We start from the raw sequence: 11,726 nt of genomic DNA, 5'->3' as shown, positions 1-11,726 counted from the left end.
GACCTATAGTTATACGTACGCCGTGAGGTCGGTATTGTGGTGTGATAAATATAGCCGTGGGTCGGTGGTCTGTTGTCTGTAGCTCAACTCTACGCCCCCCCCCCCCCCCCCGCCCGCGCACCGCCAACCCGCACAAGGAGGTGCCCAACCAATGACCACCCACCGCATCCGCGTCGGCATCGACGTGGGCGGAACCTTCACCGACGCCGTGGCAGTCGACGCCACGACCCTGGAACTCCTGGGACAGGTGAAGGTCCCCACCAGCCACCATCACGAGGACGGCGTGGCCCACGGCATCGTGGAAGCCCTCGACCGTCTGCTGGAAGAGACCGGCCGCGCACCGGGAGACGTCGCTTTTCTGGCGCACGGCACGACACAGGCTACCAACGCCCTGCTGGAGGGCGATGTCGCCACCGTCGGCCTGATCGGCATCGGCGGCGGCGCCGCCGCGGCCCTCACCCGCCGGCTCGCCGCGCTCGGCAAGCTCGAACTCACCCCGGGCAAGAGCCTTCCGCTCGCCTACGCCCATGTCGCCGACCCCGATGACGCGGACTCCGTCCGGCGTGCCGCCGACACCCTCGCGCAGGACGGCGCCCAAGTCCTCGTGGCCACCGAGCCGTTCAGCGTGGACCGGCCCGAGGGCGAGCAGGCCGTCGTGGCGGCGGCACGTTCGGCAGGGCTTCCGCTGACCGCCGCGCACGAGATCACCTCGCTGTACGGGCTGCACAAGCGCACCCGTACGGCCGTGGTCAACGCGGCGATCCTGCCGCGCATGCTGGCCACCGCCGATCTCGTCGACAGCTCCATCACCAAGGCCGGGGTCGAATCGCCGCTCATGGTGATGCGCTGCGACGGCGGTGTGATGTCCCTCGACGAGATGCGGCGCAGGCCGCTGCTCACGGTCCTCTCGGGCCCCGCGGCGGGCGTGGCGGGCGCGCTGATGCAGGAACGGATCAGCGAGGGCGTGTTCCTGGAGACCGGCGGCACCTCCACCGACATCAGTGTGGTGCGGCGCGGCAAGGTGGCCGTCCAGCACGCCACGATCCTGGGCAAGAAGTCCTACCTCAACGCCCTGGACGTCCGCACCGTCGGAGTCGGCGGCGGTTCCATGGTGCGCATCGGCGGCGGCAAGGTGACCGGCGTCGGGCCGCGCAGCGCCCACATCGCCGGGCTGCCCTACGCGTGCTTCGCGACCCTCGACGACCTGCGCGACGCACGGCTCACCACCGTCCGCCCGATGGCTGACGACCCCGAGGACTACGCCGTCATCGACGCGGCGGGCGGCCGCTTCGCGCTCACCATGACCTGCGCGGCGAACGCGCTGGGCCGCGTGCCCGAGGGCGACTTCGCCCGCAGCGACCAGGAAGTCGCCGGGGCGGCGCTCGCCCCGCTCGCCGCAGCCCTCGGCGTGGACGTCGCCACCGCCGCCGCACGGCTGCTCGACGCGGGAACGGGCCAGGTCAAGAAGGTCGTCGACACGATGATCCGCGACTACCGGCTCGACAAGGACACCGCGCTCCTCGTCGGCGGAGGCGGCGGCGCCGCGTCCGTCACCCCGCACCTGGCCGAGGTCAGCGGCCTGGAGGGGCGCATCGCCCGGCACAGCGAGGTGATCAGCCCGATCGGCGTCGCCCTCGCGCTCGTACGCGAGCAGATCGAGCGCACCATCCCCGGAGCCGGGCAGGAACAGATCCTCGCCGTGCGGGCCGAGGCGGAGGCGGCCGTCATCGCGCAGGGCGCCGCCGCCGACGGAGTCGAGGTCGAGGTCACCGTCGACCCGCAGACCAGCACCGTGCGCGCCGTGGCCACCGGCGCCACCGAACTGCGCACCCGGGACCGGGCACACCGGGCCGACGAGGCGGAGCGGCTGCGCACGGCCGCGGCCAGCCTCAAGACCGACGCATCGCGCGTCACCGTCCTCGCCAGGACCTCCGCCCACACCGTCTACGGCACCGAGGTGCGCCGCACCCTGCGCGCCACCCGGCACCCGGTACGGATCGTCGACGCCGACGGAGTCATCCGCCTGCACGTCCCCGACGCCCGCGTGGAGACCACCCGGGTCGCCGACGCCCCCGACGTACTGGCGAAGCTGGTGCGCGAGACCACCTCGTACGGCGACGGCGGTGTCCGCGCCCCCGCCGTGCGGCTGCTGCTCGGCTCGCGGATCGCCGACCTGTCGGGCGTGCTCGATCCCGGGCCGCTGCTCGCGCTCGCCCGCAGCGAACTCGACTCCCGCGCCGCCGACGAGACGGTCGTCGCCGTCCTTGAGGTCCGCATATGAGCACCCCCACGGCGCCCCCGCCGGAAGCCCTCGACGACCTGGACCACGCGGTCCGGTTCCTCGCCGCGACCCCCACCCACGAGGTCCGCGATCCCCGGTTGCTGAGGCACTGGGCGCGCACGGCCGAGGAGTTCGGCGCGGCCCTTGACCCCGTGCCGTGCCGCGCGAGGATCGTCGAGCGTGCCGACGGCCTGGAGCGCGGCCTGCTCGCCCGCTACACGTCACGGCCCACGCCGACGGTGGAGCTCTACACCGACACCCTCGCGGCGGCCGAAGCCCTGATCGACGAGCGCGGCTGGCGGCACTGGTATCCGCCCGGCTCGGTGCGCGCGGCGGCCCTCGCCCACGAATCCGTGCACGAACACCTGCACCACGGCCCGGCGAAGGACGCGCTGAAACGGGCCCTGGGCCATGTCGTCCTGCGCGCGGGACGCTTCCGGCTCCACGGGCATGTGGCCGGCGCCGAGGAGATCGCCGCCCACGCCCATGCCCGGACCGTCTGCGGTCTCGGCCGCAGCCCCCTTCTTCTCACGGCCGCGCTCGCCGACGCCGTGACCCACAGAGAGAAGTAGCGCCATGGGCGTTGTCATCCTGATCGTCATGGCGGTGGGTGTCGCAGCGATGCTCACCCGCAAACTCCCCACCGCCTTCGCCCTGGTCCTCCTCGGTGTCGTCATCGCCCTTGTCGCCGGTGCGCCGCTGACCGGCAAGGAGAGCGTCTTCGACACCGTCCTCCAGGAGGGCGCACCGATGCTCGCCTCGACGATGATCGCGGTCCTTCTCGGATCGTGGCTGGGCAAGCTCCTGGACGAGACCGGCATCGCCGGGACCATCGTCCGCAAGATCGTGGAGTTCGGCGGTGACCGGCCCACCGTCGTCGCGCTCGGCGTGCTCGCCGTCTCCGCGCTGATCGGTACGGTCACCGGCTCGGCCCCCGCCGCCATGCTGGCCGGCATCATCGGTATCCCGGCGATGGTCGCCGTGGGCATCCCCAAGGTCACCGCGGCGGGCACCATCCTGATGGGCATCGCCGTCGGGGTGCCGTTCGAACTGCCCATCTGGCAGTTCTTCTCGACCGCCCTCGACCTGCCGGTCCCGACCGTGCGCGGCTTCATGATCAAGCTGTTCCCGCTGGCCCTGGTCGCCGCCGTGGCCTTCGTGCTCGTCGAGTCCCGCCGCCGCGGGGTCGAGCACACCTGGGCGCTCAAGACGGCCCCCGACAAGCGGCGTTCGCGCCGCGAGCGGCTCGGCGACGCACCGTGGTACGCGCTGCTCACCCCCGTCGTGCCGCTGATCCTGGCCCTCGGCTTCGAACTCGCCATCATCCCCTCGCTGCTCGCCGGCGTGCTCTACGCCCTGATCACCACGACCCGGCCGCGCGAGATGAACAAGCGGCTGCTGCGCACCCTCTACGGCGGCTTCGAGGTCGCCGCACCGCCGATCGCGCTGTTCATCGCCATCGGCATCCTGCTCGCCGCGGTGAAGCTGCCGGGCGCCATCGAAGCCCTCGAACCGCTGGTCAAGGCCGTCAGCCCGCAGAACCCGGTGCTGTTCGTCCTGGTCTTCACGCTGCTTGTGCCGCTGTGCCTCTACCGCGGACCGCTGAACGTCTACGGCCTCGGCGCGGGCATCGCGGGCGTCCTCATCGCCGCCGGCATCTACCCCGCCGTCGCCGTGCTCGGCCTCGCTGCCTCCTACAACCAGGTCTTCGGCGTCGCCGACCCCACCAGCACCCAGACCGTGTGGAGCGCCCAGTACGCGGGCGTCGGCCCGCAGCAGGTCATGGTGCGCACCCTGCCCTACGTGTGGGCGGTCGCCCTCGGCGGATTCTGTGTCACCGCCGCCACCTATCTCTGACATTCGACTCGCCGACATTCGACTCCCGGGACGGAGAACAGAAATGAACGAGCCGCAGTACGACGCACAGAACCCCGGCACCCACGACGCCCCCGACCACCGCTCCCCCTTCCCGCGCCGCGTCTTCCTGCGCGGAGCCGCCGCCACCGGCACCGCCCTGGCGTTCGGCGCCACAACGGCGGGCACGGCCGCGGCGGCGCCCGGCGGATTCCCCGACTACACCTATGTGCGCACGGTCCTCAAGCCCTCGGACCTCGCCTACAACCCCACCGGCGAAATCATCTTCCCGTGCCTGCGCGGCACCGTCGGCCGCGTCTCCAACGCCCTGGGCCGCTACTACCTCTACTACGCCCCGCACGACGCACCCGGCGGCATCTGCCTGGCCTACGGCGACTCGATCGACGGACCCTTCACCGAGTACGAGTCCAACCCCCTCGTCACCAACAACTGGCAGCCGCACTACAAGGTCAGCCATGTCTCCTCGCCCCACGTGCTGTGGAACGAGGACGCCAAGGAGATGTGGCTGTACTTCCACGGCGAGAACACCACCACGCGCCTCGCCCGCTCCAAGGACGGCATCCACTTCACGTACGACAAGGTGGTGCTTTCCACCTCGATGCTGCCCAGCGGCACGACCGAGACGTCCTACGCCCGCGTGTTCCGTCACGACCTGCCCTCGCGCGGCGCCCGTTACGTCATGCTCTTCATGCTCAACAACACCACCGACCACCGGGACATCGCCTGGGGCTGGTCGGCCGACGGGCGCAACTGGACCTTCGACCAGAAGCCACTGATCCGGCATGCCGACGTGGGCGCGCAGAACGTGGGCGGGCCCCACCTGCTCACGCGCGGCAACAGCGCCTATGTCGTCTACAACACCGACAAGGGCAGCGGCGGCAACATACTGATCACCGAGGTCGGTAAGGACTTCTCCCGCCGCGATCACCTCGGTGTCTTCCACGACTCGATGAACGGCGCCCCGGACAACGGGCGCAGCGCCTCGCCGAGTTTCGGCACGGAGAACGGCGTTCCCTACATGATGTACGAGGCGGGCGAGCGGCTTCAGGGCGCGATCGCTCTGGCGCGCGCCAAGTAACGGAACATCCGGGGGAGTTGCCTGACGGCGCCCGGGGACATGGCGGCTTCGGCCATGTCCCCTGGCGCCGCTGTCATGCGGTGACGGTCAACGCGGTCAGGGCGCCCCCGGACGCGGCGGTGACGCGGAGCGCCACATAGCGCGCCGTACGGTCGGGGCGCAGGCTGCCGCGCGCCGAAAGCCGCGCCGAGCCGTCGTACGTACGGCCGTCGAGGCTGAACTCCACGCTGGAGGCGGGGGCGTGGCCGCCGCGCCACCGGGTGCGGATCTCGCCGATGTGCACTTCGGCGCCGAGGTCGACGACCATGCGGTCGTCCCGGCCCGCGGACCACGCGGTTGCCTCGTCGCCGTCCACGGCGGCCCGCGGGTCCGTCATGCCCGGCGGCAGCGGGGAGGTCGGGAAGGTGACGCGGCCCAGTGCCAGATCCGCGAGGGGATACGCCGTGGCCCTGGGCACCGTGACCGTGGTCGTACGGCCCGCGCGAACCGTGGCGCCCACGCTCCTGCCCTGCGCCGAGACGGTGACACGGCAGGACGGCCCGCTCAGCCGTACGGTGGCGCCGTCGACGACCTCGGCGCGCAGCCCGGCGGGCAGGCGCTTGGCGGTCAGGGTGATGCGCGGCGGAGCCAACAGGGCGGACGCGGCGGGCAGTTCGGCGCGGTAGGCCGATCCGGTCTCGGTGAGGGTCTGGACGCCCTCGTAGAGACGGGCCTCTCCGGAGCGTGCGCGGGGGAACGTCACCGTCGTGGTCACGGCGTCGGGGGAGAGGTTGAAGAGGCTCAGGTAGTGCTCGGTGAGTGCCGCCTTGACGTCCGCGGAGCTCGCCGAGGGTGTCTTCTCCGCGGCAGCGGCGCGCAGCTCCTGAGGTGTCGCACCCGGCAGCCCCTCGATCAGCACGCTCTCGGCCGGACCGTCGGAGAGGACGACCGTGTCGCCGTACACCGAGAGCGGGTGGTCGCCGCCCCGCACGACGAGACCGGCACGGCCGTCGACGTCCAGCCACCGGCCGCGGCTGGTGAGGTCGGGCTGCGGCCAGGCCACCAGATCCGTCCACTGCTCTCCGTCGGCCGACCCCTGGAGCCGGTAGGCGCGGCCCGCCGCGGACTCCCAGCGCAGCGTCACCCGGTCGACGGACCGCGCGGAGCCCAGGTCGACGGCGATCCAGCTGTCCGCCCGCGTACGGTCCGCGCGCGACACCGCCCAGCGGCTCGTGCCGCCACCGTCGATCGCGAGCGAGGGCTCCTTGCCCGGGTCGAAGGAGGAGGCGGATGCCTTCGCGCCGCCGGTGCGTGCCAGGTCCTCGCCCGTGGCGCCGTCGCGTATCTCGAAGGCGTACAGCGAATAGCCGTACGACGGGTCGGGCCGTACGCCCAGCATCCGCAGATGCCGGAACTGGTCCGAGGGGAAGGTGAGTTCATCGGTGCGCGGCCCGCCGGAGGGCCGGTCGCCGGACCCCGCCTTGACGGTGGCGCTGCCCTCGGCGGTGCGATAGGTGCGGCTGCCGTCCAGGCCGGGGACGCCGGGCATGGACAGGTTGTGCACCTCCAGGTGGCCTTCCCCGGCCGCCGTGCCCGACGTCGCGTAGACCACGGCGCCCGACGGCAGGGTGGTGAACCCCGCATGACCGTCCTCCAGCGCCAGCACGCTCGCGCTCCCGTCGAAGCCGTCCCGCAGCCGCGTGTACGTGGCCACCTTCCGCCCGGTGACCTCGGTCCGGGTGCTCGGCAGGAACATGGGCGTGGTGCCGCTGAGCGCGAACAGCCAGTCGTCGTGCGCCGGTTGCCAGGCGAACTTCGCGAAGCCCGGCTTGCTGACGGTGCCCGCCCAGGCGCCGGGGGACTGGTGGGAGACCAGGCCGGGGCCCGTGCCGTGATCCCTGACGCCGCTCGCTTGCGCGAAGAGCTCGGTGGGGGAGAGGGGGCGCACGGGCGGCTTCCCGGAGCGGGCACGCCACTCGTGCAGGAGATAGCTGATGGCCACCTCCGCGCGCGCCTCCGGCTCGTACTTGGGTTCACCGGAGAACTTCGCGATGCGGTACTCCGGCGGGTACTTCTGGTACGCCTCCAGGCGTTCGGCGAGGGCGCGTTCGCAGGCGGCGGCGGCGCGGTCGCCGGTGACCTGCGCCAGGAAGGCGAGGGGGATGACATCACGGCCGTAGAGGTGCTCGCGGTCGGCGACCATCGGCATCAGGGGTTCGCCCGCATCGCTCATCACGCCGAGCAGCGTGCGCCACAGCGGGCCGGCGTTGGGCTGGGCGGTGAGCACCTCGGGCAGGGGCTGTCCCGCGGCGAGGAAGTGGGCGGAGTTGCGTCCCGAGGTGCGCCAGAGTTCCTCCTGGTAGTGCGGGCCGAACGAGCCGTGGTTCTCGACGATGAAGGTGTCGTACAGGTTCTGGGCGGTGTTCGCGCTGACGGCGACGCCGTCCACCTCGGCCGGGTTGGCGAGGTCGGCCGCCGGGAGGCCCGCCTCGTTGCGGCTCCAGCGGCCGAAGGCCGCGCGCCACGTGTCATGGCGCTGGTCGTCGCTCGCCCAGGCCAGGGCGGGAGCGAGCGACTGGGCGTAGATGCCCATCTCCTCGAGCTTGGTGTCGCCCTTGAAGCCGCCGCTGAGTCCGTGCGGAGACCAGTCGCCGGAGTCGGGATCGTCGCCCGTGCCCAACTCCGCGGTGTACTGCGCCTGTCCGCGGACGATGGTGTCCACGTCGTGCCGCGTCGCCTCGTCGAGGTCGTCCCAGAGCAGGCGTGCCGCCAGGACGAAGTAGGACTGGAAGGTGGTGTCGAAGAACAGCTTCCGGCCCCACTCGTCGCCGCCCGTCAGCCGGTTGGAGGCCGCGAAGTGCTTCAGGGTGGCGAGCGTGCGGGTGCGCAGGGTGTCCTTGTCGACTCCGGCGAGCCCGGCGTCGTAGGGGCCGCGGGTCAGCAGGACGGCGTTGCCGAGCACGACGGCGAAACCGAAGTCCTTGGCCGTGTAGTGGCCTCGGGCGGAGTCCCATTGGGTCTCGGCCCAGCGGGTGTGAGCCAGCAGGACACGGTAGTAGGTGCTCGCGATCGCGTCCGGCTGCGCGGCGGCCGAGGCCTGCCCCGAGCCGAGGGAGAGCGGGAAGGCCGCGACGGCGCCGGAGACCCCGAGCAACTGGAGGGCTTGGCGGCGTGTGAGTCCCCGGACTTGCTGCGGCATCGTGGCGCGACCTTCCTTGGACAACGTTGTCAGAGTGCGGTCATTCTTCGGGTGCCCCAGCGGCACGTCAAGGGCCTTGCCGTATCAAGGGCCCTGCCGCGTCACGGGTCGCGCCGCGCGACGGCCGGGATGATCAGACGCCACCCGCCGGGGCGTCGCTCGGCGCCCCGTCCGGGCAGGAGGGGGACGGGGGCGGCCACGCGGGGCGGTGGGACGGCGGCAGGGACAGCAGGGCCTGGCCCACGGTGAGATAGCGGGGGAACATCTCCACGCTGCCGGTCAATGTCAGAAGCGACACGAGATGGCGTCCGGCTCCCGCGAGGAGCAGATGGCCCTCGCGGCGCCGCAGCAACCACCGCACTCCGAGCAGGCAGTTGAGACCACGGGAGTCGCAGAACACCAGCGCCGTCACATCGAGAACGAGATGTCGATGACCCGCCATGACGGACTCGCCGAGCGTGCGCAGGAAGAACTTCTCGACGGACCGGTCGAGTTCACCGCTCACCCGCAGTACGGCGCACTCCTCGCACCGAGCGAGCTGGTGGATGACGAGGCGATGGGTCTGTGTCGACATCGCGCCTCCTTGTGGTCGTCGAACGGAAGCCCGTGCGGATGCCGAGGCACGATGTGCCTGGCTGCCGGGTCCCCCGTCCTTCCCTCCGTACGCCTCTCCGGGGCCGTGGAGAAGGGGAAGCGCGCGATGCGGCGCGATCCCGGTACGCAGGCCCTTTGATCCGACGGGCCGGGGGTGACTCCTGCTGTCACTAGGTGCCCCGGGTGCGGTTGAGGTCGGTGCGGGCTCCTTCGGTGTAGGGGTGGCCGGGGCCGAGGACGCGCTCGTAGTCGGCGAGAACGTCTCGAAGCGTGTCGGCGGCACGGGAGCGTTTGCCCGCGGCCATCAGGGCGAGGCCGAGGTTGCGGCGGGCGTTGAGGGAGCGGCGGTTGTCGGGGCCCAGGACACGCAGGCGTTCGGCGACGACCCGGGTGAAGAGCTTGAGGGCCCGGGAATGGTTGCCGGCCGCGGTGTGGGCGCGGGCCAGGAAGAGCCGGACGTTCAGGGTCTCCGGGTGATCGGGGCCGAACTCCTCCTGTCCCAGCGTCAGCAGATGGCTCAGCTCCTCGATGGCCTCGTCGACACGGCCGACGCCCTGGAGCGCGAGCGCCCGGTAGCGGCCCCACCAGAGATGCAGATCGCCTCCGTGCCGCTCGGTGCGAAGGACGTCCGCGAGGACCACGTCATGCAGGGCGAGAGACTCCTCGTAACGCCCCACGCGCTCGTACATCCGGGCCAGTTCACCGCGTGCGTTGCGGGTGGAGACGTGGTCGGGCCCCATGCCGCGTTCGTTGTCCCTGACGTTCTTCTCGAAGAGTGCCAGCGCTGGAGCGTCGTCGCCTTTGGACCTCAGCGCGCTGGCGAGGTTGATCTGCGCCAGCATCGTCGTCTGGCCGTCCGGGCCGTTGACCTCGAGGCTGTCGGCGAGGTTCCGGCGGTGCAGCGCTTCCGCCTCGTCCAGCCGCCCGGCCCCTTCCAGGGCGTAGCCGAGCGCGTTGACCCACCGCAGCGTCTGCGGGTGGCGCGGGCCGTACCGTGCCAGTGCGGCTGTCACGGACCGTTCGCGCAGCGCCACTGCCAGGTCGTACCGGTCCAGTGCCTGGTACGCGTAGGTCAGTGCGGCCAGTGCCCCGAAGAAGTTGTCGTCCTGGGCGGATACGAGCCGCTCGTGCTCGGCCAGCACGTCCTGGCCGACCGTGCAGGCGCGTATCGCTTCGCCGCGGTCCACGAGCAGCGTGATGGCGCTCCGCGGCAAGTCAAGGAGATCACGCCGGGCCGCGTCGCCGAGTGGCTCGGCCGCTGCCCACAGCGCCAGGATGTGATCGGTGAGCCCGCGGTCGACGGCGTCCGGTGCGGATGTGGCGCCGGCCCGGGCCAACTGGCGCAGGGCGCCCGCCGCTTCCGTGAGGCGGGCGTCCAGGCGCTCCTCGTCGAGCAGTTGGTCCCGGACGATCCGCTGGGTCAGCCGGTGCATCAGGACGGTGGTCCCGTCCAGGCTCAGCGTCAGTACCGAGGCTTCGCACAGCAGGCCCACCGCGCTGTCGGTCTCGGACACGTCCTGGTGCGCGCAGACGGCACGGAGGTCATCGCGGTGCACGCCGGACGGGGAGAGGAGCGACATGAGTTCCACGACGCGGCGCGCGGCCGCGGTGTCGTCTCCTGTCGGCACGTGCCCGATGGCCAGGGCGAGGGCGGCCGCCGCGCCCATCGGGTAGGGCTCTCCCGGCGAGCGCCGGACGACCCGGGCGAGCCTGCTGTGCCGGAAACGATCCCGGTACTCGGCGAAGGTCAGGCCCTGCGTCCGAATCACCCACGCGGCCTGGGCCAGGGCCAGGGGGAGCTGGCCCAGGTCCTCGGCCAGCTCCCCGGCGGCGAGGGCGCCGTGCTCCTCCGTGTCCCGCGCCCCCGCGGTCTGGCGCAGGAACGCCACGGCTTCGTCCGGGGTGAACACTCCGATGTCCACGGCGGCGCCGAGGTGGGTCACGGAGCGCACGGTGCTGGTGATGAGGGTTCGGGTGGGGCCTGTCCGCGGCAGCCAGCGCGCCACTTCGTCCGGGTCGACGACATTGTCGAGGACGAGCAGGGCGGGCTGGCGCAGCTGCTCCAGCCACCGGCGTGCCGCCGCGGCCGCGAGCTGTGCGTCCTGGATTCCGCCCTTGACGCCCGCGGCTTCCGCGAGTTCATCGAGCCCCGCGACCACCTGCCCCGGTGTCTCGGCCACGATCCAGACGACGACACGCCACCCCGCGTCCACGCAGGAACGCGCGTACGCCCCGGCCAACTGCGTCTTCCCCACGCCCCGGCCGCCGGTGAGCGCGCAGACGACCGCGACCCGATGCTGCTTCATGCTCGTCTCGACGGCCTCGAACAGCTCGGGGCGCTGCTGGAAGGCGAGGGGCTCGTGCGGCAGCGGCCCGATGATCAGGGGTGCGCCCGCCGGAGGTGTCTGCGACGGCGCCCCCGGACGGGCCGTTGCCAGGTCGCGGGAAGCGAACCAGCCGCCCGCGCTGAGCACCGCCGCGCTGGTCGTCGACGCGAGGGCGAGGGCGGCTTCCGGTCCCGCGCCGGTGAGCGTGAGCACGGTCCACGGCACGCCGAAGGCGCCCAGCGTGGACAGCACCACGACCGTCCAGCGAACCCCATGACCCACGGCAGACCTCCGGCGCGTCGCTCGGTGCCCTGAGAGTGCCCAACTGGCCCGGCCGCCAATACAGTTCGCGGACAATCGTCGTCGGGTGCCAGGATCGATGATCGGGCGCGG

The 11,726-nt window shown here is 72.0% G+C and carries 7 protein-coding genes; 4 read left to right on the top strand and 3 right to left on the bottom strand.

Features of this window, described 5'->3' with window-relative positions:
* Window positions 1-151 precede the first annotated feature (151 nt).
* From ABZ906_RS33630 to ABZ906_RS33615, 4 genes are read left to right on the top strand one after another with little or no spacing between them, the layout of a single operon-like run.
* The gene (locus tag ABZ906_RS33630; RefSeq protein WP_361389507.1) at window positions 152-2,281 is read left to right on the top strand and encodes a hydantoinase/oxoprolinase family protein; all 2,130 of its coding nucleotides are present in this window, start codon (window positions 152-154) and stop codon (window positions 2,279-2,281) included.
* Entirely contained in the window at window positions 2,278-2,853 is a 576-nt protein-coding gene (locus ABZ906_RS33625; protein ID WP_361389505.1) for a hypothetical protein, read from the top strand. The genes ABZ906_RS33630 and ABZ906_RS33625 overlap by 4 nt, the downstream gene beginning before the upstream one ends.
* A 4-nt stretch (window positions 2,854-2,857) precedes the next feature.
* The gene (locus ABZ906_RS33620; RefSeq protein WP_361184250.1) at window positions 2,858-4,138 is read left to right on the top strand and encodes a TRAP transporter large permease subunit; all 1,281 of its coding nucleotides are present in this window, start codon (window positions 2,858-2,860) and stop codon (window positions 4,136-4,138) included.
* A gap of 43 nt (window positions 4,139-4,181) precedes the next feature.
* Window positions 4,182-5,234, top strand: coding sequence for a hypothetical protein (locus ABZ906_RS33615; protein ID WP_361389503.1), 1,053 nt, complete (start codon window positions 4,182-4,184; stop codon window positions 5,232-5,234).
* 73 nt (window positions 5,235-5,307) lie between these two features.
* Here the strand turns inward: ABZ906_RS33615 and ABZ906_RS33610 are convergent, their stop codons facing one another.
* The 3 genes from ABZ906_RS33610 to fxsT form a co-directional block, all read right to left on the bottom strand.
* Complete coding sequence (locus ABZ906_RS33610; RefSeq protein WP_361389501.1) at window positions 5,308-8,412, bottom strand: discoidin domain-containing protein; 3,105 nt, start codon at window positions 8,410-8,412, stop codon at window positions 5,308-5,310.
* Window positions 8,413-8,545: 133 nt separating this feature from the next.
* Window positions 8,546-8,986 (bottom strand): STAS domain-containing protein, encoded by a 441-nt coding sequence (locus ABZ906_RS33605; protein WP_361184241.1) that lies wholly within the window; start codon window positions 8,984-8,986, stop codon window positions 8,546-8,548.
* Between the two features lie 190 nt (window positions 8,987-9,176).
* The gene (fxsT, locus tag ABZ906_RS33600) at window positions 9,177-11,588 is read right to left on the bottom strand and encodes an FxSxx-COOH system tetratricopeptide repeat protein (RefSeq protein WP_361389499.1); all 2,412 of its coding nucleotides are present in this window, start codon (window positions 11,586-11,588) and stop codon (window positions 9,177-9,179) included.
* Between the last annotated feature and the right edge of the window lie 138 nt (window positions 11,589-11,726).

Origin of the sequence: Streptomyces sp. NPDC046925 (genome assembly GCF_040644915.1) — a bacterium.
GTDB lineage: Bacteria > Actinomycetota > Actinomycetes > Streptomycetales > Streptomycetaceae > Streptomyces.
Note: the sequence above shows the minus strand (reverse complement) of the source record. Positions and strands in the feature narration are given on the sequence as shown.

Excerpts from the sequence above, each read along its gene's own strand:
- ABZ906_RS33630 (WP_361389507.1), top strand. The coding sequence starts at position 152 with ATGACCACCCACCGCATCCGCGTCGGCATCGACGTGGGCGGAACCTTC.
- ABZ906_RS33625 (WP_361389505.1), top strand. The coding sequence starts at position 2,278 with ATGAGCACCCCCACGGCGCCCCCGCCGGAAGCCCTCGACGACCTGGAC.
- ABZ906_RS33620 (WP_361184250.1), top strand. The coding sequence starts at position 2,858 with ATGGGCGTTGTCATCCTGATCGTCATGGCGGTGGGTGTCGCAGCGATG.
- ABZ906_RS33615 (WP_361389503.1), top strand. The coding sequence starts at position 4,182 with ATGAACGAGCCGCAGTACGACGCACAGAACCCCGGCACCCACGACGCC.
- ABZ906_RS33610 (WP_361389501.1), bottom strand. The coding sequence starts at position 8,412 with ATGCCGCAGCAAGTCCGGGGACTCACACGCCGCCAAGCCCTCCAGTTG.
- ABZ906_RS33605 (WP_361184241.1), bottom strand. The coding sequence starts at position 8,986 with ATGTCGACACAGACCCATCGCCTCGTCATCCACCAGCTCGCTCGGTGC.